The organism is Oceanobacillus sp. AG (assembly GCF_009746545.1).
Lineage (GTDB): Bacteria > Bacillota > Bacilli > Bacillales > Amphibacillaceae > Oceanobacillus > Oceanobacillus indicireducens.
Map to the genome: position 1 here is coordinate 81,785 of NZ_WOWT01000005.1, position 24,590 is coordinate 106,374.

Below are 24,590 nucleotides of genomic sequence, written 5' to 3' on the forward strand. Positions count from 1 at the left end.
TGATATGTGGATAAGTATCTTGATATCTTGTTTCGTATAGTTTTACACATGTTGACAATCTGTTTATAATTGTGAAAGCTTATAAACAGTATACACAGGTATCCCGTTAAATTGATTTGATCGTTTCTATTATTTCATCGATTTCTTGACTGAAAGAAGTATCATCTGCAATCATTTTTGAAATCTTTTCATGGGCATGTATAACAGTTGTATGATCACGCCCCCCAAACTCGTCTCCAATTTTCGGTAAAGAAAGATCAGTCATTTCTCTTGAGAGATACATGGCAATTTGCCTTGGAAAAGCGATTGATTTTGTCCGTTTCTTCGCAGCAAAGTCTTCCATACGAATATTATATTTTCTTGAAACGATTTCTTGAATTCCTTCGACGGTAATTTCTTTTGGCTTATTGCTAGGAATAATATCTTTCAATGCTTCCGCGGCAAGGGCTGCATCAATATCTTGATTGACAAGAGAAGAATAGGCAACGACACGTATCAATGCACCTTCTAATTCACGAATGTTCGTATTGATTTGATTTGCAATATAAAGCATGACTTCGTTCGGTATTTCAAGCCCTTCTGCTTTTGCCTTTTTATTTAAAATTGCGATTCTCGTCTCGAGATCCGGTGGGGTTATATCTGTTATGAGGCCCCATTCAAAGCGGGAACGCAATCTGTCTTCCAATGTCGGAATTTCTTTCGGTGGACGGTCACTAGAGATGATAATTTGCTTACTTTCTTCATGTAATGCATTAAACGTATGAAAAAATTCTTCTTGAGTTGATTCTTTTCCAGCAATAAATTGAATATCATCTATTAATAGGACATCAATATTCCGATATTTATTGCGGAAGGCATTCGATTTATTATCCATGATTGCATTGATGAATTCGTTCGTGAATTTCTCAGAAGTGACATAGGCAACCTTCGCATTAGGATTATGCTCTCTTACATAGTGGCCAATTGCATGCATTAAATGGGTTTTCCCAAGACCAACTCCACCGTATATAAATAACGGGTTATAAGCTTTCGCGGGAGCTTCAGCTACAGCTAGGGAAGCAGCATGCGCGAACCGGTTCCCAGCTCCGATTACAAATGTATCAAATGTATACTTTTCATTCAGCATGGAGTTAGGGAAGTCATTGTGGTTCGAAGGTGAAGTTGATTCTTGTCCTGTTTGTTTAGCTTCTTCAGCAGGTGGTGAAGGATCAGGAATAATGAACTTTGTTTCAAGTCTTGATCCAGTTACTTCTTCCAACACTTCATTAATGACATTCGTATATTGGTTTTCTAGCCAATCTCTCGCAAATTCATTCGGTGCAGATACAATCAAAGTTGTCTGGTTTAGCTCTACGGCTTCTGTATTTTTTAACCATGTATCATAACTTGGTTTACTGACCTTTTCTTCAATTTTTTCTAATGCAGCTTGCCACAGCTCTTCAATATTTTCCAATTGGGAATTCACTCCTTTCTGTGTTGATAGGTTATATAGTGGTAGATTTTGTAGACAGGTTAAAATAGCCTCCTTTAATTGCCAAACTGGCAGAAAAAAAGGAGGTGAATGCCAATCTTTTTAATAAAAAGCCTGTGGATGAATGAATATGTAGTCCTTAAAGTTTAGCATGATTTATAAACTATATCCACAATTCTGTGGAAAAAATAATAAAGAAACTGTGAATGACTATCCACAAAGATATCCACAGCCTGTGAATAAAATTTAAGCGCTATTAGTTTTCCACAGATGAAAACATAATAATAATACCAGATAAAAACTAATGGTGCAATGGTTTTTCGACAGTTATCCACATAACTCCCCGCATGTTTATAAAAAAGTATCAACATGCGTTTATCATGTGAGTAAATTGTCGATAGTAGTCGAATAATCTGGTTAGTTGAAAATCAAGGGTGTGTATAAGTTGTTAGTAGGTTATAATGCGGTTTTTGTGTTGTATAACAAGTGGAAATGAAGTGAGGAAGAGCGTGGTAAAATTTAATGTTGACATGAGGTATGTGTATTACGTATAATTATTAAGACCGTCTACTGGATTAGTTAAAAATTAAACTTTAGATATTAGAATCCCTAGGGAGGTGCAGTAAATGAAAAGAACATACCAACCAAGTAACCGTAAGCGTAAAAAAGTACATGGCTTCCGTGCACGTATGGCTACAAAAAATGGACGTAAAGTTTTAGCACGTCGCCGTCGCAAAGGAAGAAAAGTATTATCCGCATAAGCCACTGACAAATCAGTGGTTTTTTTATTAGAAAAGTGGAAGCGCTCATTTGAGGACTTCCTTAAATGAGTGCTTCATAAATATAAGACAAGCTAGAGAGCAATAAAGGTGAAGTGTAATGAAAAAAGCATATCGGATTAAAAAAAATAACGAATTTCAATACATATTCAAGCACGGAAAATCATTCGCAAACCGTCAGCTTGTCATTTATTATGCCGAAAAACCGGGACAAGAACACTTTCGGATTGGCCTATCTGTCGGGAAAAAAATCGGTAATGCCGTGAAAAGAAATCAGATTAAACGCTATTTGCGCCAAGCCTTTCATGAACTGGAAGCAGACATTAAACCGACAGTAGATATGGTCATTATTGCGAGGCAACCTACGAAAAATATGGGCTTCTATGAAATGAAGAAAAGTTTAAGTCATTTATTATATAAGCAGCGACTTTTGAAAAATAAATAAAAAACAAGTTAAACATAGAATCTTATTCGCAATTAGGATAAAATAGCAAATAGAGTTTCACGTACAAGCTAAGGAGGAAAAATGTTGCGCAAAAAATATATACTGCTATTTGCGATGATCGGACTCGCGCTGATGCTTGCAGGCTGTAATGAAATCGATCAACCAATCACTGCAGAAAGTGAAGGAATTTGGAACACGATTTTTGTATATCCGCTTTCATGGGTCATCATAAAAATAGCTGAAATCTTCAATAATAGTTATGGTCTTTCAATTATTATCGTTACTATATTAATTCGTCTATTAATTTTACCATTAAGTATAAAACAAATAAAAAGTTCAAAAGCAATGCAGGAAATCCAACCGAAATTGCAAGAGCTGCAGAAAAAATACAGTTCCAAAGATGCTAACACCCAACAAAAACTACAGCAGGAAACGATGGAGCTGTTCCAGCGAAATGGTGTGAATCCGCTGGCAGGGTGTTTACCAATTTTTGTTCAGATGCCGGTCTTAATTGCGATGTTCCATGCAATCAGACGGACAACAGAAATCAGTCAATACAATTTCTTATGGTTCGAACTCGGTTCACCAGACTATGTTTTACCATTTCTCGTTGCTGGATTCACATTCCTCCAGCAAAAGATTATGATGTCAACAAATACAGCAGCATCGCAGAATCCACAAATGGCGATGCAAATGAATTTAATGCTTTATATGATGCCAATCATGATTGGTGTTATGTCGTTCTTCTTCCCAGCAGCACTTGCGCTATACTGGGTAACAGGTAATATCTTTATGGTTTTACAAACATTACTAATCAATAAACCAATGATGACGAATACCGATACTGGAGGAGACAAAAAGTGAGAGAAATAACTGCTAGCGGTTCAACAGTTGAAGAAGCTGTACAATCAGCTCTACAGCAGTTAGACACGACTGAGGACCGTGTTGAAATTGAGATTATCGATGAAGGTAGAAAAGGAATTCTTGGTTTAATTGGAGCAAAGCCGGCAATCGTTAAAGTTAAGGTAAAACTAGATCCAATTAAGGAAACGGAGAATTTCTTGAAAGAAGTTACAAGAAATATGAATGTTAACGTTGAAATTACATCAACGGTAGAAGAGAATCATGTAACTTTCCAAATGGATGGCGAAAATATCGCAATTCTCATTGGGAAACGCGGACAAACACTCAATGCCTTACAGTATTTAGCTCATCTTGCAATCAATAAACAGAAAGAAACATATTATACCGTAACCTTGGATGCGGAAGGGTACCGAGAGCGCAGACGCGAAACGCTTGAATCGCTCGCCCATAAAATGGCGGATAAAGCGAAACGCTTAAATAAAAAAGTCGCACTCGAACCGATGCCAGCTTTTGAAAGAAAAATCATTCATAGCGCACTCCAAGAATCAGATGGCATCACAACCTATTCCGATGGACAGGAACCACACCGGCATATTGTGATCAAACCATAAATAAATAAACTTGCAATCACCCTTGAAAACAGGGTGATTTTTTTATGCCTTAAAAATTGGGACATGGGGTCAGAGCATTTGTCCCAATTTGATTATCCACATGTGGATAGTATGCAATAACTTCAAATCGTTATCATCCAAGAAAAGTTGATGTGGATAACTTTATTTTCTTGGTGATTTGTGTTATTCTTTTTTGTTAGTGACGTTTACTAGATAATGCACTAATTTAATGATAAAACTAGTTGGAGGTGTAGCAATGACGACAGATACAATTACTGCGATTTCAACACCAATTGGAGAAGGTGCAATTGCGATCGTGCGTTTGAGCGGGCCGGAAGCAATCACCATCACAAATGAACTTTTTACAGGTAAGGATCTTCGTGAGGTAGCAACCCATACAATTAATTATGGGAGAATTATCGACCCTAACACGCGCGACATTGTAGATGAAGTAATGGTTTCTGTTATGCGGGCACCGAAAACTTTTACGCGTGAAGATATAGTAGAAATCAATTGCCATGGTGGAATGGTAGCAGTTAATAAAGTATTAGATATTATATTGTCAAAAGGAGCACGTCTGGCAGAGCCCGGGGAATTTACAAAACGTGCTTTTCTTAATGGAAGAATAGATTTATCGCAAGCGGAAGCTGTCATGGACTTGATCCGCGCGAAAACAGATAAAGCAATGTCTGTTGCAGTGAAGCAAATGGACGGGAGATTATCGAAACTGATTACTGAATTACGTCAGGAACTTCTCGAAACCGTTGCTCATGTGGAAGTAAATATCGATTATCCGGAATATGATGATGTTGAAGAGATGAGTCATGAAATGATGCGGACGAATTCAAGAGAAGTCCACAAGCGGATCAATGAGCTGCTTGAAGTGGCCAATCAAGGGAAAATACTCCGTGAAGGGATTGCTACTGCGATCATAGGCCGTCCAAACGTTGGAAAATCCTCTTTGATGAATACCCTCGTTCAGGAAAATAAAGCAATTGTCACCGATGTTCCAGGAACAACTCGTGATATAATTGAAGAATATGTGAATGTCCGCGGTGTACCGCTTCGTCTCGTTGATACTGCAGGTATTAGAGAGACAGAAGATATTGTTGAAAAAATCGGTGTCGAGCGCTCCCGTCAAGTATTGCAAGAATCGGATTTAATCCTTTTCGTATTAAACTTCAATGAAGAGTTAACAGAAGAGGATATGAAATTATTCGAAACGGTACAAGGACTTGATTATATTGTAATCGTCAATAAGACTGATTTGGAACAAAAAGTTGACCTTGAAAAGGTGAAGGAATTAGCGGGAGACCGTCCAGTAATTACGACTTCTTTAGTAGTGGAAGAAGGAGTAGATAAGTTAGAAAAAGCAATTGCGTCAACCTTTTTCGAAGGTGAAATCGATACAGGCGATATGACTTATGTCTCCAATATTCGCCATATCCAGCTCCTTAAGCAAGCAAAGCAGGCGCTTGAGGATGCCATGGAAGGAATTGAACTAGGAATGCCACTTGATATTGTTCAGATTGATGTAACGAGAACGTGGGAGATTTTAGGTGAAATTGTTGGAGATACAGCAAGCGACAGTCTCATCGACCAGTTGTTTTCTCAATTCTGTTTAGGAAAATAAAACCTTGTTTAGAGGATAGTATAAAAATCATATAAATGTTCAATTGTGGATGAAAATATTTTAGGCCACGTCCAGTTCCAGCGCCCAGCGACTAGCGAGACTTCCTTCACCTCATGACGCGATAATTCAACATCAGCTCGAAACTAAAGGAAGGTCGCTTAATTACGGGCTAAAGCTCAACAGACCCCTAAAGGGGCATGTTTCCTTTATCGCGTACGGGTAAAATAGGAAGTCCGTACGTCGCTACGACGCACAGGATGTGCTAGTGCAAACGCTCTTCGGTGGGACGAGTAATCGCAGTCCCAGGCGTTGCGAAACGAATCGCGTTTTTAGCCTGCAAGGGCGCTTCCACTTTTGAGCATAGAAAGGGTGAATGAAATGAGTTTTAACGCAGGAAATTACGATATAATCGTTGTTGGGGCAGGCCATGCCGGGGTTGAAGCGGCAGTTGCTGCAGCAAAAAGAGGCGCAAAAACGCTGATGCTAACTCTTAATATTGATATGCTTGCATTTATGCCATGTAATCCTTCCATCGGCGGACCGGCAAAAGGGATTGTTGTTCGCGAAATAGATGCCCTCGGTGGTGTCATGGGGAAGGTAATTGATAAAGCATCCATTCAAATGCGAATGTTAAATACAAGAAAAGGACCTGCTGTACAAGCTTTACGGGCACAAGCTGACAAAACCGTCTACATGAAGGAAATGAGAAAACTGGTAGAGAATCAGGAAAACTTAACCCTTCGTCAAGGAATGGTTGATTCACTAATCATTGAGGACGGTATTTGTAAAGGTGTTGTGACGGAAACGGAAGCGGAATACCGTGCTGAAGCAGTTATCATTACAACAGGAACTTTTATGCGCGGAAAAGTATTAATGGGTCATTTGGAATATGAAAGTGGTCCAAATAATCAGCGTGTTTCCGTGAATCTTTCCGAAAATCTGGAGGAACTTGGTTTTAAACTGAAGCGATTCAAAACAGGTACCCCTCCACGGGTAAATAGTCATACGATTGATTACTCGAAAACGGAAATTCAACCAGGAGATGAGAATCCGCGTAATTTCTCTTATGAAACAACGACGAAAATTATCGACCAGCTACCATGCTGGTTAACACACACGAATGAAAACACACATGGAATCATTAACAATAATTTAGGACTTTCCTCCATGTATTCTGGTGTGAAGCGAGGGACAGGTGCACGTTATTGTCCATCGATCGAGGATAAAATTGTCCGTTTTGACGATAAACCCCGTCATCAAATTTTCCTTGAACCTGAAGGAAGAGATACGGAAGAAGTTTATGTTCAAGGGTTATCGACTTCTCTACCGGAAAACATTCAGTATGAAATGATTAAAACAATCCCAGGACTGGAGAAAGCAGAAATTATGCGTCCAGGCTATGCAATTGAGTATGATGTCGTCACACCAACACAATTATGGCCGACACTTGAAACGAAGAGCATCCCAGGTCTCTTTACCGCTGGGCAAATTAACGGTACATCCGGATATGAAGAGGCGGCTGGTCAAGGAATAATGGCAGGAATTAACGCTGCTTCAAAGGTCCTTGGAAAAGAACCCGTTATTCTTGACCGTTCGCAGGGCTATATCGGTGTACTTATTGACGACCTCGTAACAAAAGGGACGAATGAACCATACCGTTTATTAACATCCCGTGCCGAATATCGCTTGCTTCTCCGTCATGACAATGCGGATATGAGATTAACAGAAATCGGTTATGAAATCGGCTTGATCTCTGAAGAACGCTATAACAAATTAATGGAAAAGAAACGACTCGTAAAAGAAGAGCTGAAACGATTGAAAAAAATTATTATTAAACCAGAACAAGCGAATCATCTACTTGAGACAATCCATTCAACACCATTAAAAGATGCAACAAATGCATATGACTTGTTGAAACGTCCGGAAGTAAACTATAACTTTATCGATCAAATAATTGAATCGAACGAGGCATTAGATGAAGAAGCACGTGAACAGGTCTATATTCGGATCAAATATGAAGGATATATTAAAAAGTCGAACGAACAAGTCGAGCGAATGATGAAGATGGAAGATAAGAAAATCCCTGAGGATATCGATTATGACGAAATCAATGGCCTTGCTTCAGAAGCGAAAGAGAAGCTGAAGAGAATTCGGCCATTATCAGTTGGGCAAGCATCCCGGATATCCGGCGTAAACCCAGCCGACATTTCAATTTTGCTTGTTTATATTGAACAAGGGAATATAGCAAGAGTTGCTAACTAAACAAGCACGTTAACACGAGTGTAAAGGAGCGTAATCTTTAGATGAATCCAGAACAGTTTCGACAAGCACTCTCGGAGCAGGGGATTGAATTAACCGCTGAACAGATGAATCAATTCGCTATTTATTACGAAACCTTGGTGGAATGGAATGAAAAAGTGAACCTTACAGCAATTACCGCTGAAGAGGAGGTTTATTTGAAGCATTTTTATGATTCAATTACTCCTGCATTCTATCAAGATTTTTCCGGTGAACAAACAATTTGCGATATAGGTGCTGGAGCGGGATTTCCCAGCATTCCATTAAAAATTTGCTTCCCGCAATTGAAAGTAACAATCGTGGATTCCTTACAAAAACGAATTGTCTTCCTGAATCATCTTGCTACTGCGCTAGATCTTGAAGGCGTATCTTTTTACCATGATCGCGCAGAGAGTTTCGGGAAGAATGCAAAGTTCCGGGAGAATTATGATATTGTAACGGCCCGCGCTGTTGCAAGAATGTCCGTATTAAGTGAACTTTGCTTACCACTAGTGAAGAAAAACGGTATATTCGTTGCTTTAAAAGGAGCTCAGGCTGAAGAGGAACTCGAAATTGCAAAAAATGCAATTGAATTATTCGGTGGCAAAACAATTGATCAAAAAACGTTCACATTGCCACAAGAAGATAGCGAAAGAACAATCTATTGGATTGAAAAACGTAGAAAAACACCGAAGAAATATCCACGCAAACCTGGCACACCGAATAAAAATCCAATCGAATAAAACTTTTGCCCGCTGATGAACATTAGTGGGCAATTCTTTTTTTCCAGATAGGGATACGGTTAGATTGTACTTTATTAATGGAACACGTATAAATATTACGAAATAGGTCCTTTTATTACGTAATTATGGTAGAATATTAGAAGATAGAGAGATCAGAGACTCATAGAGTAAGATAAAATGTTTCACGTGGAACATTTTAACATCATGCACTAATTTAGCGTAAAAGTATGTAAGGTGGTGTCAACTAGTGGTGAGTCCTTTTAATCGGTTTTTTGGAATAGGGGATAAATCGAATTCGAAGGCTGAAGAAACAGAATTCCACCCTAATGAAGTCATCGAATTAGAAGTTGAAAAAATTGAACCAAACCGATTTCAACCAAGAACGATTTTCGATGATGAAAAGATACAAGAATTAGCGCAAACCATTCACACGCATGGAATGATTCAGCCAATTGTTGTAAGAAAGCTGGATGGGGAACGATACGAACTCATTGCTGGTGAGCGTAGATGGCGAGCGGTAACTTTCCTGGAATGGGAGCAAATACCAGCAATCATTCGTGAAATGTCCGATACGGAAACGGCTTCTGTAGCTTTAATTGAGAACCTTCAGCGGGAGGAGCTTACAGTTATTGAGGAGGCAAGGGCATATGCCCAATTATTGGAGCTTCATTCCTTGACACAAGAAGCACTTGCACAACGTTTAGGTAAAAATCAATCAACGATCGCAAATAAATTAAGGTTGTTAAAGTTACCTGAACCTGTTCAAGAAGCGCTTTTACAAAAAGTGATAACTGAAAGACATGCACGGGCGCTTATTAAAGTGAAAGACGAAACAAAGCAATTGGAAATTCTGCAGTTGATTATCGAACAAGACCTGAATGTGAAACAGACGGAAGAAAGAATAGCTGCATTGAATGAGAAAAATGAAGCCCCGAAACGGAAACGGGCCCAATTAAAAGGAATTAATAAAGATATCCGCATTGCAATGAACACGATCCGTCAATCCCTTTCGATGGTTTCCGATACCGGAGTCAAAGTCGAATCGAATGAGCAGGAGATGGATGACTACTATCAAATTACGATTAAAATTCCGAAAAATAATCAGTAATGATACTTGTAAATTGCTTGTATCCATTTAGAATACCCATCTTTTCGCTTGAGATGGGTATTTCTGCAAGAATTTAAGCAGCTTAATCCACTCGATTATTCACTAGTAAGTTCGAATCAATTTCTATAAGATTAATAAATTAATAGTCTAACTCTAGTATTTAATGATAAAATAAATAGTATATTTTTTAGGTAGGTGTCAACATGGGAAAAATAATGTCCATCGCAAATCAAAAAGGTGGCGTCGGAAAAACTACATCTTCAGTCAACTTGAGCGCGGGACTGGCTTCTTTAGGAAATAAAGTTCTTCTGATCGATACAGACCCACAAGGTAATGCAACAAGTGGGGTAGGGGTTAATAAAGCCGATGTGTCGCACTGTATTTATAACGTACTTGTTGAAGAAGTTCCTGCAGAAGATGTAATTGTTTCCACTGATATGGTCAACTTAGATATAATACCTGCAACGATTCAACTTGCTGGAGCAGAAATAGAGTTAGTACAGATTATGTCGAGAGAAATGCGGTTGAGTAAAGCATTAGAACAACTTCAAGAGGAATATGATTATATCATTATCGATTGTCCACCATCATTAGGTCTTCTTACGCTTAACGCATTAACCGCCTCCAACTCCGTCATCATTCCAGTACAATGTGAGTATTACGCTTTAGAAGGGTTAAGTCAGCTCTTAAACACCATTAGACTTGTACAGAAGCATTTAAACAAGCATTTGATGATTGAAGGTGTTTTACTAACAATGCTTGATGCACGAACAAACCTTGGAATTGAAGTCGTAGCCGAAGTGAAAAAATATTTCCAGGAAAAGGTGTATAAATCTATCATTCCACGAAATATAAGATTGAGTGAAGCACCGAGTCACGGCCAGCCAATTATAAACTATGATCCGAAGTCAAAGGGAGCAGAAGTGTATCTTGAATTAGCAAAGGAAGTGATGCAGAGTGGCGAAAGGGTTGGGTAGAGGTCTAGAAGTGTACTTTCCCGATATGGGTGAGCAAGAAGAACATAGGGTCGAAGAAATAGCAATCAGTGAATGTCGCCCAAATCCGTATCAACCAAGGAAAACATTTCATGCGGATGCGATTGAAGAATTAAAGACAAGTATTTTAGAATACGGAATTATCCAGCCTTTAATTGTACGAAAAAGCATCAAAGGTTATGAAATCGTAGTAGGGGAGAGACGATTTCGTGCAGCGAAAGAAGCTGGCATGGAAACTATTCCAGTCGTCGTAAAAGAACTTTCCGATGAGCGAATGATGGAACTTGCTTTGCTAGAGAACTTGCAGCGGGAAGATTTGACTCCGATAGAAGAAGCCCATGCTTATCGCAATCTAATGGATGAGCTCAAAATCACTCAAGAAGAATTGTCAAAACGTCTTGGGAAGAGCAGGTCCCACATTGCTAATACTGTTCGATTATTATCTTTGCCGGAACAAGTTGTTGCTTATATTAATAATGGTGAGTTGTCCATGGGCCATGGCAAAGCATTAATTGGTTTAAAAGATAAAGGTAAATTAATGCAGCTTGTTGATAAAATCCGTAAAGAGAAGCTGAATGTAAGGCAAGTGGAAAAACTTGTCATAGAATTAAATGAGAAGAAGCAGGTGCGCAAGGAAAAACCGAAGAAAAACGTATTTATTCAAGAACGAGAAGCAATTCTGCGTGATCGGTTAGGAACATCTGTCACGATAAAACAAGGAAAGAAAAAAGGTAAAATTGAAATTGAATTTTACAATGATGATGATTTGCAACGCATCATCGAATTTCTTGAAAAATAAGAGGAAGGACCAACGACTCCATTGTTGGTCCTTCTTTATCCATTTAAATGAAAATCACGTAAGGATCAAAGGCGGTCAGCCCAAAGGCAATCTTTAAAAGTGAACTGATCATTAAAGATGTTCCACGTGAAACATTCGGATAGGTGTAAGCATTTCTTTTTATGTTCCACGTGGAACAAGTAAATAACATGAAGGTGTAAATGATGGTACTGTTTGGAACAATTGTGAATGGATTATTAATTGTAATCGGAAGTATTTTTGGGATGTTTTTTACTCGCATTCCAGAGAAATATAAAGAAACGGTTATGCACGGGATTGGGCTTGCTGTTATCTTGATTGGTTTACAAATGGCCTTTTCCACTGAGAATATTGTAATTGTCCTCATTTCTTTATTGTTTGGTGCAATAATAGGGGAGTTCTTTCGGATAGAGGATGCTTTAAACAGATTGGGTATGTGGTTAGGAAGTAAATTCACGACAAAAGATGATACAATCAGTGTTTCTCAAGGATTTATTACAGGAACGATGATTTTCTGTATCGGTGCGATGGCGATAATTGGAGCACTTGATAGTGGAATAAGGGGAGACCATGAAGTTCTTATTACAAAAGGTATTATTGATGGTTTTACAGCACTCGTTTTAACGACGACATTAGGATTTGGCGTTCTCTTTTCCGTTATCCCGCTTATACTATACCAAGGTGCGATTACTTTATTTGCTACCCAGATTGAAAAGTGGGTGCCAGAAGCTATGCTGGAAGGATTAATACTTGAAATAACATCGGTCGGGGGTTTGCTGATTGTTGCAATCGGTTTAAATTTATTGAAAATCAAAGAAATCCGAGTTGCCAACTTAATGCCTGCACTATTACTTGTTGTACTGATTTATTATGCTTTTCAATTGTTTTAGATTACATAAGATAGACAAAAATAGAGTCACTATACAATGTGGCTCTATTTTTTGTCTATTTTAACTGATCTACGAATTTTTTAGCGTCAATTAACGAGAGACCTTTTTCCTCACGTACATACTTTACAGTTTTCACATCGCCAACCGTGGCAATCTTTTCTTTTACCGATTGAATGAATTCCTCATCATTCTCTATGTGAAGCGATTGTTTGTTCTGCTCCTCCAATCGATTTATTTGTTTACTTTGTCCATAAATAAGCAGAAGAAGAACACCGTTCATGATTAATGAAACGATAACTACCCATTCTATATTGATGATAAAACCTCCAGTCAGAGTTTTTTAGATAATAAAGTGTACTATTATCTATGACTCTAACAAGAGAATACAAATAAATAAAGTTGAAATCAAGGAAGAGTAGGGTAAATGATATTAAATCATTTGATTTCTTTCCGGATGATTGCGTAGAACAGCAGGGCGGATAAAACTAGGACTTAGTTGTTGATCGATGATATTAAGTAATTCAGCGATCGTTTCCGCCATGTCCATCACCATCGATAATCTTGTGCTTTGTAAAACTGCGTGATCCATAAAACCACCAGAGTTCACAACCCCTGTAAGATGAATATCCCCAATCTCCGGTAGTGCTTTCTTTAAAGCTGCACCAGGCTTTAAAGGTCCAATACCTGTTATTAAATGCCCAATCGACGTATTTCTCCCTAAACAGGCATCGACTGCAATAATGAATGGATGTCGATGCTTATTCTTAATTTCAGCGATATATTCCATTAAATTTGTCGCATGAACCGGTTGATGGAGGGTGCCATAAATATTAAAGTGTTGTGGTTTTTTTGCGGTCAGTAATGTGCCGGTTAAAGGTCCAAGCGCATCCCCAGTCGAACGGTCGGTTCCAATACAGACGACAATGTATTCGCGCGGTAATCTAGGGAACCAGGAAATAATCTTTTCGCTAACTTTATCGATAACTTGTTCTTCATTATAGTGAATTCGATAGTTGAAATTCTTTTGCTCGGACGGTTTCTGATTCATAGCTTATCCTCCAAAAACATATTGGTATAGTATATGGCATTTTTCTGAAAACTATACATCGTGAGCGGAGGAATAAGGATGGTTCGTGCAGGGATGAAAAATATGTTTCTAATAACAGGTGCAGTAATGGGGGCTGGTTATGCGTCTGGGAGGGAAATCTGGCAATTTTTTGGTGCGGGAAGTGGACTTGCTATTCTTTTGTTCACGGGTTTCTTTATATTATGTACGATAACGATTTTAAATATCAGTTATAAATTACAGAGTACGAATTATGTGCCAGTTCTTCATCAATTAACAGGAAAGAAGTTGGCAGTTGTTTATGATTATTTAATTTTCATTTATCTTTTTTGTGTAACTGTCGTGATGATTGCTGGGAGTGGGGCGACGTTTGAGTCATTTGGAATCCCGTTCTGGTGGGGAACTGTCTTTATTTTTGCAGGTCTTATGATTATTTTTAGTAAAGGAATTGGTGAATTATTAAATATTAATCAATTATTAATGCCATTATTGATAATTGCGCTTTTTGTTATTTTACTTGTTTTCATAAAAGGAGAAGAGATATCATTTCAAAGTAATTGGGATAGTCAGGATAACTGGACGGCCGCTTTTCCATTTACTGCATTAAATATTTTACCGTTAATTGCCGTTCTGGGGGCAATCGGCAATCGAATTAAATCCAAAGGGGAAATATATATTGCTTCGATTTCAAGTGGTCTCATTCTTGGGTTTATCACGTTTATTTATAATACAAGCTTAACGGAGCTTGCCAAACAAGTGGAATTACCTGCTATCCCGCTTTATTTAATCATTAATAATTATGGACAAGTTGTAATCGTCGTGATGATGCTCATGCTTTGGCTTGCAATATACACAACGGCTGCAGCGACCTTACTCGGAATGATTACTAGAGTAAATAAAAAATACGGTTTTTCTTTATTAAAAATGGCTACGATTATGTTAGTGATTATGCTCCCATTCAGTCTCATCAGCTTTACCCAACTTGTTGCTTTTATTTACCCACTATACGGAATATTGAATTTATATATATTAGTAAAATTACTCCTTTATCCAATAGGGAAGAATAATAGGTGAATATTAATTGTAACAAACACTAAAACATAGGTATAATAGAGATAGACTATTTCACGTTGTACGAATGAAAAAGGAGGCATCAGATTGGCGGATAAAGAGTTTGCATTAAATGATATTGTCGAAATGAAAAAACCGCATCCTTGTGGAGAAAACCGCTGGAAGATCATCCGTATGGGTATGGATATCCGAATCAAATGCCAAGGTTGCGATCACAGCGTCATGATCCCTCGCCGGGAATTTACCAAAAAACTGAAAAAAGTCCTCGAGAAAGCCGAATAAATTCGGGACAAGAGGGTTGGAGCATTTGTCCCTCTAATTTTTCCGCAAAAGAGTTAAATTTGATAAATATCTGAATTAGATAGTATGATAATAGAAGAGTAGTCTAGGAAAACGTAAATATTGCACGCAAATGATAAAAGTAGGTACAATTTGTTACCTATTTTTCTTTTTTTCGTTTTTTCCTTTTCCTATTACTTATACTATACTTAGAGTAACGAACGCGTTCGTCACGAAAGAAATCCTTAAGGAGTGGAATTTTAATGAGCCTTACAGCAGGAATCGTCGGGCTTCCGAACGTTGGAAAATCTACATTATTCAACGCTATTACACAGGCAGGGGTTGAAGCAGCAAACTATCCGTTCGCAACAATCGATCCAAACGTCGGTGTAGTGGAAGTACCTGATGAGCGTCTAGATAAATTAACTGAACTTGTAAAACCGAAGAAAACGGTACCGACCGCATTTGAATTTACGGATATCGCTGGAATTGTAAAAGGGGCAAGTAAGGGAGAGGGACTTGGTAACCAATTCCTATCCCATATTCGTCAAGTGGATGCCATTTGTCAGGTCGTCCGTTGTTTTGAAGATGAGAATATTACCCATGTATCTGGAAAAGTCGATCCGATTGATGATATCGAGATCATTAACTTAGAATTAATCTTAGCAGACTTGGAAACTGTAGAGAAACGTTATCAGCGGGTGGAAAAGCTGGCTAGACAGAAGGATAAAGATTCAATACAGGAATTTGAAGTATTGTCCAAGCTAAAAGAAGCACTCGAAAATGACCAGCCAGCACGTACAATCGAATTCAATGAAGATCAGGACAAAATTGTAAAAGGACTGCATCTCCTTACAAACAAACCAATCCTATATGTTGCAAACGTGAAAGAAGATGAAGTTGCTGACCCTGATGCGAATGAAAATGTGCAAAAGGTGAAAGAATATGCCGCGAAAGAAAATGCAGAAGTCATAGTTGTTTGTGCAAAAATTGAAGAAGAGATTGCTGAACTGGAGCCTGACGAAAAGGACATGTTCCTAGAAGAACTGGGCATTGCAGAGTCAGGCCTTGATAAGCTTATCAAAGCCTCCTACAACTTATTAGGCTTTGGCACATACTTTACTGCAGGTGAGCAGGAAGTGCGCGCTTGGACGTTTAGAAAAGGAATTAAAGCACCGCAAGCAGCAGGAATTATCCATACAGACTTTGAGAGAGGATTTATCCGTGCTGAGACGGTATCTTATGATGATTTGTTAGAAGCAGGTTCAATGGCAATTGCAAGAGAAAACGGGAGAATCCGTTTAGAAGGAAAAGATTATATTGTTCAGGACGGCGATGTGATCCATTTCCGTTTTAATGTGTAATGCTCTAGGATAAACGTAAAAAAAAGGATCTCGAAACCTTGTTTAATGAAAAATAGTTTGGTATAATATCTTATTGCGAGTAATTATATTTTATAAATTGCTCCTTGCTCCCAGAGTTATTCTGGAAGCCGCTAAGACCAAAAGGAGGTGTAACGGATGAACAAATATGAAACCATGTATATCATCCGCCCAGACATTGAAGAAGAGGCGCAAACAAACTTAATTGAGCGTTTCAACAAAATTCTTACAGATAATGGCGCGGAGATCACAAAAGTTGATGAGATGGGCAAACGTCGTCTTGCTTATGAAATCAATGAGTACCGCGATGGATATTATGTTGTCATTAACTTCACTGGCGGTGAAGAAGCAGTTAACGAATTCGACCGTCTAGCTAAGTTCTCTGATGATATTGTCCGTCATATGACAATTCGAGATGAACAATAATAAGGAGTGGTTCTGATGTTAAATCGTGTCGTATTAGTAGGCAGGTTAACAAGGGATCCTGATTTACGTTATACACCAAACGGAATAGCAGTGGCTAACTTCAATATCGCAGTGAACCGTCCTTTTTCTAATCAGCAGGGAGAACGTGAGGCAGATTTTATTAATGGTGTCGTGTGGCGCCGCCAAGCGGAAAACCTTGCAAACTTTATGAGAAAAGGCAGTTTGATCGGTGTTGATGGCCGTTTGCAATCACGTACGTATGAAGATCAGGATGGTAAAACCGTTTATGTAACTGAAGTTGTTGCAGACAGCATTCAATTCCTGGAGTCAAAAAATGCTTCTCAAGATAGAGGCGGTGGTGCACCAGGATACCAGCCGAACCAGAACCAATTTCAAAATCAAAATCAAAGTCAGTTTGGTGGACAAGGCCAGTTCCAACCAAGCCCGAACCAAAATCAAGGCCAGGGTCCGAGTCAAGGTCAAGCAACGGAAGATCCATTCCGCAATAATGGAGAACCAATTGACATTTCGGATGATGACTTGCCATTTTAATAGTAATTAGAATCACTTGTAAAATCAACTTAACTGTTCGTGATGAACATCAATAATACAATAAACAATAAAGCAAAGGAGGTAATCGCTCATGGCAGCTCGTCGTGGACGTGGTGGTAGACGCCGTAAAGTTTGTTATTTCACAGCTAACGGTATTACCCATATCGACTATAAAGATGTTGATTTATTAAAACGTTTCGTTTCCGAACGTGGAAAAATTCTTCCTCGTCGTGTAACTGGAACTTCTGCAAAATATCAGCGTAAACTAACAGTAGCTATCAAACGTGCTCGCCAAATGGCACTTCTGCCGTTTGTTGCGGAGTAAGATAAAAATAAACACCTCAAAACGATTTCGCTTCGTTTTGAGGTGTTTTTATCTTTCTTAATCACTACTTCTTACTTCCATGTTCCGGATACGGATTAGCCGGTTATACATATCCATTAAAAATCCGAGCCCAAACATGAAGAATAAAGTACCAATACCGATCCCAGTTATTTCTGAACGATATAAAATAATGACGATACTAATTACTAACGGTACGGCTGTAAAAAAGATATTTCCTACTGTATAATTTTTCATTAACTTGCCGAATGCTTTCAATAAATAATCCGTCGGTAAGTAAATAGATCCAGCTTGAAAATAAATACTAACTCCGATTGCAATGAAGTTAAGGCCGACAAACAAGTACAAACCACGCATGAACATATCACCCGGAATGTAGACCAACTGATGAAGGTATAAGAATAAATCAATAAAGCCTCCAAATATAAAAGCGAGGATGAGACTTTGAGCAATCATTTTCAAACTGAGTCTAACTTTCATCAAGTAACTAAGCAGGAAGGAAAACATATGTAATATAATGACACAGACCCCAACGGAAAATGGTAAGATATATGCTAAGTTTTCTCCGGCGGAAGTCCAGGGAGCACTTCCAAAGTTTGCTACAATCATGAAACTATTTCCTAACGCATTAAGTGAGACTGAAATAATATAGATAAATAATTGCCTTGGTTGAATTTACGGACACCCCCAACTAGAAATTTCTATTTAGCTTTCTTCCTTATTCTTCGTTTTGGATATTTCAGGATCATGAAGATGAGCATAATGAAAGAATAAACAATTGCTAGTAGCAGGTACTTGTCACGGATTGGAAAAAGTGATGCAAGTAACATATATGCAAAGAAAGGAATCGTTGTTGTGAAAGCGAGCAGCTTCCAAATAATCTGATACCTTAATTTCCTTTTCATCAGTTTGGCAATTGCAACCCCAACATATGCCATGATGGAAATAAATAGGAATACGGCGATTGTCAGTGGTAAATAATAGAACATAAAGAAATAGATTAATTTTAATATAACTGGCAATCCACCTGCAAGCCCATCTGTCATTTGCAGTTGCAGAACAAGATGTGGGATTGAGACGATAAGAATCAAAATAAATAAGTAGAATACGACGATATCCATTCCGACTCGATTTAATTTGAACATCGCATTTTTATTAGGTAATTTTAAACTATTAATAAATGCATCTATGAGAATCATTGGCTCCATCCTTATTTAAACATACTTATACATCTTAATTATAGATGAAATCAGCAGGAAATGCTCTGATTGTGATTAATTATTTCCAAGGAAACCTATCCAACTAGAATGAATGTTCTGTTAAATCATGCGGTAAATTATTACCCGGGAAATAATTTCGGGAAATTTCGACAAGAAATAAATAGAGGCATTTGGATAAAGTGAAACTTCATTCAGTGGTGGTTCCTTCCCTCCCCACTGAATGTTAGTTGAACCGAATCAGGTATTTACGGACTGTATCTCCCCCCCTTCACATGTAGGCTATTCTCATGTTTAGAAGTGGGGGGTATTACAGACCGTTAATACGTGACAAAATGATTTCCCAATAAAAATAATAAAAATCTGTTCGTTCGTGTTTGAGATTTCCGACCGTTAACCACGAAAGAAAAATAGCTTTCATGTTATGATAAGAGGACAGCATAAAATAAAACTTCATTCAGCGAGCGTTTTATTGCCCAGCTGAATGCTAATGGAGTTAATCAGGGTGTTACTATCCGTGTTCTACTGCCTGAGTAGATTTGATTCCACTTACTTGGATGCGGGCAGTTAAAGAATAGTTGTACCGTGATAATTAGATATAAAATTGAGGTGTATGCCAGAAATGAACAATACAAAAAAACTGACAGAAGGAGCACTCCTAGCAGGAATATATCTTATTCTCCTGTTCGGTACCTTAGTACCTTTTCTATCAACCTTTATGATGGTGCTACTCCCAATTCCCTTTGTCATCTATACGTCCAAACATGGAGTGAAGCCTGGAATGCTTGTAGTTGTCTTCGCTTCTCTTATTAGTATGATTCTGACGGTAATCTACTTACCGCTCACACTGATGATGGGAGCGGCAGGTTTATTAATAGGACATGCAATAAATAAAGAGCGGACTGCTTATGAAACATGGGCTTACGGGACGTTAGGATTTATCGGGGGCCTGTTATTTACGCTTGCTTTCACGCAAGTTCTACTGGGTGTGAATTTCGTCCAGGAAATCGAAACGATTGCAACAGATCAAGTGGATTGGTATATTTCCCTTATGGAAGGGGTAGGTCTTGAATCAGGGGAAGCCGTGGATATGGAGGCATTATTTATCGAGCAGATTCAGTACTTTATTAAGCTCATGCCAGCCTTCATTGCAATCAGCGCGGTGTTCTTAGCGTTTCTAACACAGTGGATTAGTTATAAATTGTTGAACCGAATGTACAATAAAAAATTATACTTTCCACCATTTAGAAGTTTAAAATTGCCGACGTCGATTATTTGGCTCTATTTAATCGTCATTATCGCATCCTTGATCAGTTCCGATCCGAACAGTATTATGTATGTCGGTGTACAAAATGCACTGATTATTTTAGAAATGCTGCTTGTAATCCAAGGATTTTCTTTCATCTTCTTCTTTACGCATTATAAGAAGTGGTCGAAGGTAATTCCTATCTTAAGTATTGTGCTGACCATCCTGTTTCCATTATTTCTCCTTTATTTCGTTAGAATCTTAGGTATAATTGATATAGGGTTAAATTTGAGGGCTCGTCTTCAAAAAAATAAATAACCTTTAATGGAAGCAAAATTGGAGTGAACAGTTATGCCGGAGTTGAAAAGGAAGCGATTATTAGACAATCATATATGGATTATCTATATCCTATCCGCCATTTTGCTTGCCGTCCTTTTTTATTACGAGTGGATAATTGGAATAGTAGGGGCTGTTCTGCTGCTCGCTTCATTAGCTTATAGTATACAAAGAGAAAATAAGCGAATGGAAGAGCTGCAAGATGAAATTAAGCTAATTTCAACACGCGTAAAAATGGTAGGCAAAGAGGCTTTAAGTGAGCTTCCTTTTGGGATTGTGCTTTACGATGAGAACTATAAAATCGAATGGGCGAATCCTTATATGCGACAATTTAATACGGATGAAGCCGAAGTAATCGGTTCTTCACTTAATTTCTTGTCCGAGGAATTAGTTACCGACATTAAAGAAGACAGAAAAGATACGATTGTTCAGTTAGATGAATACTATTTTCATACAAAGATTAATAAAAATGAGCGCTTAGTTTATTTCATTGATGAAACGGAGCGGGAGCAACTGCGTACCGTTTATGAAAATGATAAGACTGTCTTGTTTATCATTTTTCTCGATAATTATGAAGATATTACCTTGCCGATGGATGACACGGCAAAAAGTCTGTTGAATTCAGAAGTCACCTCTCTCATTAATGATTGGGCGAAGCGGAATGGCCTTTATATGAAGCGCACTTCCCAGGAACGTTTCCTCGCAATTGGAACGAGAGAGATTTTAAGACAGATAGAAGAAGTGAAATTCGATATTCTGGATGAAATCCGGGAGATTACCGGGGAACAGAGTACGAATGTCACGCTAAGTATCGGGGTCGGTCAAGGAGACGTTCCATTGCCACAGCTTGGTGAACTTGCCCAATCTAGTCTTGACTTAGCACTCGGCCGAGGTGGGGATCAAGTAGCAATTCGGGATGAAGCAGGTAAGGTTCGTTTCTATGGTGGTAAGACGAATCCAATGGAAAAGCGGACCCGTGTCCGCGCGCGAGTTATTTCCCACGCAATGACAGATCTTGTGAAGGTGAGCGACAAAGTCATTATTATGGGGCATAAATCACCGGATATGGACTCTGTCGGTGCAGCGATCGGGATTTTAAATATCGCAAAAGCAAATGGTGTCGAAGGTTATATTGTCTTTGATCCGGATGATGTGGATACAGGTGTACAACGGTTAGTCGAAGCGATCCAGGCAGATGAAGAACTGTGGGAACGATTCATTGACCCCGATAAAGCGGAAGATATCATTACAAGTCAGAGTCTAATTGTAATTGTCGATACGCATAAGCCGTCTATGGTCGCCGAGCCAGCTTTACTCGCTAAGACGGAATATAAAGTGGTTATTGACCACCATCGCCGTGGAGAAGAGTTTATTGATAATCCGACACTTGTTTATATGGAACCATATGCATCTTCTACCGCCGAGCTTGTGACGGAGTTATTGGAATATCAGCCCAAAACAATTAAATTAAAAATGCTTGAAGCAACCGCCTTGTTATCTGGTATTATAGTAGATACGAAAAGCTTTACGTTAAGGACAGGTTCTCGTACGTTTGATGCAGCCTCTTACTTACGAGCAAAGGGGGCAGATACGGTACTCGTCCAACAATTACTTAAAGAAGATCTCCGTGTTTATTTACAGCGGAGCAAGTTAATCGAACGGACCGAAATCTACCGAGACAAAATTGCAATTGTTGCTGCAGAGCCTGGAGAAACGTACGGCCCTGTACTGATTGCACAAGCTGCCGATACGCTCTTGACAATGACAGGGGTGACAGCCTCCTTCGTTATTTCCGAGCGGGAGGACGGCCGGGTTGGTGTTAGCGCCCGTTCGCTAGGACAAATCAATGTCCAGATCATTATGGAACGAATGAATGGCGGTGGACATTTAACGAATGCCGCAACCCAAATAGAAGATACAAGCGTTGAAGACGTTGAATTATTGTTAAAAGATATCATTGATGAATATTTCGAAGGGAGAGAAACGAAATGAAAGTGATTTTTGTAAAAGATGTAAAAGGTAAAGGAAAGCAAGGGGAAGTAAAAGACGTAGCGGAAGGCTATGCAAGAAACTATCTCTTAAAAAATAAATTGGCGATTGAAGCAACACCAGGAAATTTAAAGGCGCTTGATGCGAAGAAACGTAAGAACGCCCAGCAAGAACAGAAAGAAAAAGAAGAAGCGATTCAATTAAAAGATAAACTTGCTGATTTAACAGTGGAATTGCAAGCAAAATCTGGTGAAGGCGGACGCCTATTCGGATCAATTACAAACAAACAAATCGCAGAAAAGTTAGCAAAAGACTATGGACATAAAATCGACAGACGAAAAATTGAACTAGACGAACCAATCCGAGCTCTGGGCTACACAACCGTACCAATCAAGCTCCACCCAGAAGTATCCGGTTCAATCAAAGTCCACGTCACCGAACAAAAATAGTGGGACTAGGGTCAGAGCTACTGTCCCAGAAAACTCTGATCAGTCGGCCCTGCGACTCACGAATCTCACGTGAGTCCTTTTTTACTTCATGAATCAACAAAGAGAGGAGGAACTACCATGGATCAAGGACCAATCGACCGTACACCGCCGCATAATATTGAAGCGGAACAGTCGGTTATCGGAGCAATTTTTCTGCAGCCTGAAAGCTTCTCCAGTGCCTCGGAAATCTTGATGCCGGAAGACTTTTACCGGGCAAGCCATCAACGGATCTTCGCTGCGATGTTGCAACTGGCAGACCGCGGTGAGCCAATAGACGTTATTACCGTTACCACTTATTTAAATGACCGGAAGCAGCTGGAAGAAGCAGGTGGAGTTACGTATCTCACCCAAGTAGCTGAAAGTGTACCGACCGCTGCGAATATTGAGTATTATAGCCGTATTGTAGAAGAGAAGGCATTGCTGCGCCGACTCATTCGTGCCGCGACAGATATCGTAACTTCAGGATTCGAGCGGGAGGACGAGGTCGATGACGTTCTAAATGAAGCGGAGAAGACCATCCTCGAAGTTTCCGGAAGAAAAAACAGTGAAGGCTTTAAAAATATTAAAGACGTCCTCATCGACGTTTACGATAAAATTGAGCAGCTCCATGAAAATCAGGGAGACATAACCGGTGTTCCAACTGGTTATCAGGAACTGGACCGAATTACGAGTGGCTTCCAGCGCAACGACTTGATTATTATTGCCGCCCGCCCTTCTGTTGGTAAGACAGCTTTTGCTCTGAACGTCGCGCAGAACGTTGCGGTAAAAACAGCAAATAATGTCGCGATCTTCAGTCTTGAGATGGGAGCGGACCAGCTCGTACAGCGGATGCTCTGTGCTGAGGGAAATATTGATTCCCAACGACTTAGGAGCGGCCAGCTCCAAGCAGACGACTGGGGCAAGCTGACAATGGCGATGGGTTCTCTATCAAATGCCGGGATTTTTATTGATGATACACCGGGTGTTCGTGTCAGTGAAATCCGTTCGAAATGTCGCCGGTTAAAACAAGAACATGGTCTTGGAATGATTATGATTGACTATTTACAGCTTATCCAAGGAAGCAGCGGCTCCCAGGAGAACAGACAGCAGGAAGTTTCCGAAATATCTCGTTCTCTAAAAGGACTGGCAAGAGAGTTGGAAGTGCCTTTAATCGCACTATCGCAGCTTTCCCGTGGTGTCGAATCCCGTCAGGATAAACGCCCGATGATGTCCGACCTCCGGGAATCTGGAAGTATTGAGCAAGATGCCGATATTGTTGGTTTCCTATATCGTGACGACTACTATGACTCGGAATCGGAAAAGCAAAACATCATCGAAATCATCATTTCCAAGCAACGTAACGGTCCAACCGGTACCGTTGAACTTGCCTTTGTAAAAGAATACAACAAATTCGTTGACTTGGAATATCGCTACAGTGAACAAGACATTCCCCAAGCACCCGTCCAAGCATAAAGCACGAGCACAAGCCTCGTGCTTTTTTGACTTGGAGTGGGGGGGGGGGGGGGGGGGGGGGGGGTGGGGGGGGGGGGGGGGGGGTGTCATGTAACCACCCCCACCCCCCC

Annotated in this window: 26 protein-coding genes; 21 read left to right on the forward strand and 5 right to left on the reverse strand. The window is 39.3% G+C overall.

Features of this window, described 5'->3' with window-relative positions; genetic code table 11:
- Window positions 1-106: 106 nt before the first annotated feature.
- A complete protein-coding gene (gene dnaA / locus GN217_RS03840; RefSeq protein WP_156855330.1) occupies window positions 107-1,453 on the reverse strand; it encodes a chromosomal replication initiator protein DnaA in 1,347 nt (448 codons plus the stop codon).
- Between the two features lie 644 nt (window positions 1,454-2,097).
- On the opposite strand from dnaA, the gene rpmH reads away from it, so the two are divergent.
- The 11 genes from rpmH (at window position 2,098) to GN217_RS03895 (ending at window position 12,633) form a co-directional block, all read left to right on the forward strand.
- Window positions 2,098-2,232, forward strand: a complete 135-nt coding sequence (rpmH, locus tag GN217_RS03845; RefSeq protein ID WP_156855331.1) for a 50S ribosomal protein L34 — start codon at window positions 2,098-2,100, stop codon at window positions 2,230-2,232.
- Window positions 2,233-2,350: 118 nt separating this feature from the next.
- Complete coding sequence (gene rnpA, locus GN217_RS03850) at window positions 2,351-2,695, forward strand: ribonuclease P protein component (protein ID WP_156855332.1); 345 nt, start codon at window positions 2,351-2,353, stop codon at window positions 2,693-2,695.
- An 84-nt stretch (window positions 2,696-2,779) separates the two neighbouring features.
- On the forward strand, window positions 2,780-3,559 hold the full coding sequence (yidC, locus tag GN217_RS03855; RefSeq protein ID WP_156855362.1) for a membrane protein insertase YidC: 780 nt from the start codon (window positions 2,780-2,782) through the stop codon (window positions 3,557-3,559).
- A complete protein-coding gene (gene jag / locus GN217_RS03860; protein WP_156855333.1) occupies window positions 3,556-4,170 on the forward strand; it encodes an RNA-binding cell elongation regulator Jag/EloR in 615 nt (204 codons plus the stop codon). The genes yidC and jag overlap by 4 nt, the downstream gene beginning before the upstream one ends.
- 256 nt (window positions 4,171-4,426) lie before the next feature.
- On the forward strand, window positions 4,427-5,803 hold the full coding sequence (mnmE, locus tag GN217_RS03865; protein ID WP_156855334.1) for a tRNA uridine-5-carboxymethylaminomethyl(34) synthesis GTPase MnmE: 1,377 nt from the start codon (window positions 4,427-4,429) through the stop codon (window positions 5,801-5,803).
- A 378-nt stretch (window positions 5,804-6,181) separates the two neighbouring features.
- Complete coding sequence (gene mnmG, locus GN217_RS03870; protein WP_156855335.1) at window positions 6,182-8,065, forward strand: tRNA uridine-5-carboxymethylaminomethyl(34) synthesis enzyme MnmG; 1,884 nt, start codon at window positions 6,182-6,184, stop codon at window positions 8,063-8,065.
- Between the two features lie 41 nt (window positions 8,066-8,106).
- Complete coding sequence (gene rsmG, locus GN217_RS03875) at window positions 8,107-8,823, forward strand: 16S rRNA (guanine(527)-N(7))-methyltransferase RsmG (protein ID WP_156855336.1); 717 nt, start codon at window positions 8,107-8,109, stop codon at window positions 8,821-8,823.
- A 247-nt stretch (window positions 8,824-9,070) separates the two neighbouring features.
- Window positions 9,071-9,931: a nucleoid occlusion protein gene (gene noc / locus GN217_RS03880; protein ID WP_156855337.1), complete on the forward strand. Its 861-nt coding sequence runs from the start codon at window positions 9,071-9,073 to the stop codon at window positions 9,929-9,931.
- Between the two features lie 203 nt (window positions 9,932-10,134).
- Window positions 10,135-10,908, forward strand: coding sequence for a ParA family protein (locus GN217_RS03885; RefSeq protein WP_156855338.1), 774 nt, complete (start codon window positions 10,135-10,137; stop codon window positions 10,906-10,908).
- On the forward strand, window positions 10,889-11,725 hold the full coding sequence (locus GN217_RS03890) for a ParB/RepB/Spo0J family partition protein (protein ID WP_156855339.1): 837 nt from the start codon (window positions 10,889-10,891) through the stop codon (window positions 11,723-11,725). The genes GN217_RS03885 and GN217_RS03890 overlap by 20 nt, the downstream gene beginning before the upstream one ends.
- 203 nt (window positions 11,726-11,928) lie before the next feature.
- Window positions 11,929-12,633: a DUF554 domain-containing protein gene (locus tag GN217_RS03895; protein ID WP_156855363.1), complete on the forward strand. Its 705-nt coding sequence runs from the start codon at window positions 11,929-11,931 to the stop codon at window positions 12,631-12,633.
- Between the two features lie 55 nt (window positions 12,634-12,688).
- On the opposite strand, the gene GN217_RS03900 is transcribed toward GN217_RS03895, so the two are convergent.
- The gene (locus GN217_RS03900) at window positions 12,689-12,913 is read right to left on the reverse strand and encodes a hypothetical protein (protein WP_156855340.1); all 225 of its coding nucleotides are present in this window, start codon (window positions 12,911-12,913) and stop codon (window positions 12,689-12,691) included.
- 150 nt (window positions 12,914-13,063) lie between these two features.
- Window positions 13,064-13,681: a spore protease YyaC gene (gene yyaC / locus GN217_RS03905; RefSeq protein WP_156855341.1), complete on the reverse strand. Its 618-nt coding sequence runs from the start codon at window positions 13,679-13,681 to the stop codon at window positions 13,064-13,066.
- A 78-nt stretch (window positions 13,682-13,759) separates the two neighbouring features.
- Here yyaC and GN217_RS03910 point away from each other — a divergent pair, with 78 nt between their 5' ends.
- The 6 genes from GN217_RS03910 (at window position 13,760) to rpsR (ending at window position 17,734) form a co-directional block, all read left to right on the forward strand.
- Window positions 13,760-14,773, forward strand: a complete 1,014-nt coding sequence (locus GN217_RS03910; protein ID WP_156855342.1) for a YkvI family membrane protein — start codon at window positions 13,760-13,762, stop codon at window positions 14,771-14,773.
- Between the two features lie 84 nt (window positions 14,774-14,857).
- Complete coding sequence (locus GN217_RS03915; protein ID WP_156855343.1) at window positions 14,858-15,052, forward strand: DUF951 domain-containing protein; 195 nt, start codon at window positions 14,858-14,860, stop codon at window positions 15,050-15,052.
- 260 nt (window positions 15,053-15,312) lie between these two features.
- Window positions 15,313-16,413 carry a redox-regulated ATPase YchF gene (gene ychF / locus GN217_RS03920; protein ID WP_156855344.1) on the forward strand — a complete coding sequence of 367 codons (1,101 nt, stop codon included), beginning with the start codon at window positions 15,313-15,315 and terminating at the stop codon, window positions 16,411-16,413.
- Between the two features lie 156 nt (window positions 16,414-16,569).
- Entirely contained in the window at window positions 16,570-16,857 is a 288-nt protein-coding gene (gene rpsF, locus GN217_RS03925) for a 30S ribosomal protein S6 (RefSeq protein ID WP_156855345.1), read from the forward strand.
- Window positions 16,858-16,872: 15 nt separating this feature from the next.
- On the forward strand, window positions 16,873-17,409 hold the full coding sequence (gene ssb, locus GN217_RS03930) for a single-stranded DNA-binding protein (protein WP_156855346.1): 537 nt from the start codon (window positions 16,873-16,875) through the stop codon (window positions 17,407-17,409).
- Window positions 17,410-17,500: 91 nt separating this feature from the next.
- Window positions 17,501-17,734 (forward strand): 30S ribosomal protein S18, encoded by a 234-nt coding sequence (gene rpsR, locus GN217_RS03935; protein WP_156855347.1) that lies wholly within the window; start codon window positions 17,501-17,503, stop codon window positions 17,732-17,734.
- 57 nt (window positions 17,735-17,791) lie between these two features.
- Here the strand turns inward: rpsR and GN217_RS03940 are convergent, their stop codons facing one another.
- Together GN217_RS03940 and GN217_RS03945 are read right to left on the reverse strand one after the other, a co-directional pair.
- Window positions 17,792-18,427, reverse strand: a complete 636-nt coding sequence (locus GN217_RS03940) for a DUF6198 family protein (RefSeq protein WP_156855348.1) — start codon at window positions 18,425-18,427, stop codon at window positions 17,792-17,794.
- Between the two features lie 26 nt (window positions 18,428-18,453).
- A complete protein-coding gene (locus GN217_RS03945; RefSeq protein WP_156855349.1) occupies window positions 18,454-18,951 on the reverse strand; it encodes a DUF1189 family protein in 498 nt (165 codons plus the stop codon).
- Window positions 18,952-19,591: 640 nt separating this feature from the next.
- Here GN217_RS03945 and GN217_RS03950 point away from each other — a divergent pair.
- The 4 genes from GN217_RS03950 (at window position 19,592) to dnaB (ending at window position 24,480) form a co-directional block, all read left to right on the forward strand.
- Entirely contained in the window at window positions 19,592-20,533 is a 942-nt protein-coding gene (locus tag GN217_RS03950) for a YybS family protein (protein WP_188856947.1), read from the forward strand.
- 33 nt (window positions 20,534-20,566) lie between these two features.
- A complete protein-coding gene (locus GN217_RS03955) occupies window positions 20,567-22,543 on the forward strand; it encodes a DHH family phosphoesterase (protein ID WP_156855351.1) in 1,977 nt (658 codons plus the stop codon).
- Window positions 22,540-22,989, forward strand: coding sequence for a 50S ribosomal protein L9 (gene rplI / locus GN217_RS03960; protein WP_156855352.1), 450 nt, complete (start codon window positions 22,540-22,542; stop codon window positions 22,987-22,989). Before GN217_RS03955 ends, rplI begins: the two co-directional genes overlap by 4 nt.
- Window positions 22,990-23,106: 117 nt before the next feature.
- The gene (gene dnaB / locus GN217_RS03965; RefSeq protein WP_156855353.1) at window positions 23,107-24,480 is read left to right on the forward strand and encodes a replicative DNA helicase; all 1,374 of its coding nucleotides are present in this window, start codon (window positions 23,107-23,109) and stop codon (window positions 24,478-24,480) included.
- Window positions 24,481-24,590 lie beyond the last annotated feature (110 nt).

Coding starts and splice junctions, on each gene's coding strand:
- rpmH (WP_156855331.1), top strand. CDS start 2,098: ATGAAAAGAACATACCAACCAAGTAACCGTAAGCGTAAAAAAGTACAT.
- rnpA (WP_156855332.1), top strand. CDS start 2,351: ATGAAAAAAGCATATCGGATTAAAAAAAATAACGAATTTCAATACATA.
- mnmE (WP_156855334.1), top strand. CDS start 4,427: ATGACGACAGATACAATTACTGCGATTTCAACACCAATTGGAGAAGGT.
- mnmG (WP_156855335.1), top strand. CDS start 6,182: ATGAGTTTTAACGCAGGAAATTACGATATAATCGTTGTTGGGGCAGGC.
- rsmG (WP_156855336.1), top strand. CDS start 8,107: ATGAATCCAGAACAGTTTCGACAAGCACTCTCGGAGCAGGGGATTGAA.
- GN217_RS03885 (WP_156855338.1), top strand. CDS start 10,135: ATGGGAAAAATAATGTCCATCGCAAATCAAAAAGGTGGCGTCGGAAAA.
- GN217_RS03895 (WP_156855363.1), top strand. CDS start 11,929: ATGGTACTGTTTGGAACAATTGTGAATGGATTATTAATTGTAATCGGA.
- GN217_RS03900 (WP_156855340.1), bottom strand. CDS start 12,913: ATGAACGGTGTTCTTCTTCTGCTTATTTATGGACAAAGTAAACAAATA.
- yyaC (WP_156855341.1), bottom strand. CDS start 13,681: ATGAATCAGAAACCGTCCGAGCAAAAGAATTTCAACTATCGAATTCAC.
- GN217_RS03910 (WP_156855342.1), top strand. CDS start 13,760: ATGGTTCGTGCAGGGATGAAAAATATGTTTCTAATAACAGGTGCAGTA.
- ychF (WP_156855344.1), top strand. CDS start 15,313: ATGAGCCTTACAGCAGGAATCGTCGGGCTTCCGAACGTTGGAAAATCT.
- rpsF (WP_156855345.1), top strand. CDS start 16,570: ATGAACAAATATGAAACCATGTATATCATCCGCCCAGACATTGAAGAA.
- ssb (WP_156855346.1), top strand. CDS start 16,873: ATGTTAAATCGTGTCGTATTAGTAGGCAGGTTAACAAGGGATCCTGAT.
- rpsR (WP_156855347.1), top strand. CDS start 17,501: ATGGCAGCTCGTCGTGGACGTGGTGGTAGACGCCGTAAAGTTTGTTAT.
- GN217_RS03945 (WP_156855349.1), bottom strand. CDS start 18,951: ATGATTCTCATAGATGCATTTATTAATAGTTTAAAATTACCTAATAAA.
- GN217_RS03950 (WP_188856947.1), top strand. CDS start 19,592: ATGAACAATACAAAAAAACTGACAGAAGGAGCACTCCTAGCAGGAATA.
- GN217_RS03955 (WP_156855351.1), top strand. CDS start 20,567: ATGCCGGAGTTGAAAAGGAAGCGATTATTAGACAATCATATATGGATT.
- rplI (WP_156855352.1), top strand. CDS start 22,540: ATGAAAGTGATTTTTGTAAAAGATGTAAAAGGTAAAGGAAAGCAAGGG.
- dnaB (WP_156855353.1), top strand. CDS start 23,107: ATGGATCAAGGACCAATCGACCGTACACCGCCGCATAATATTGAAGCG.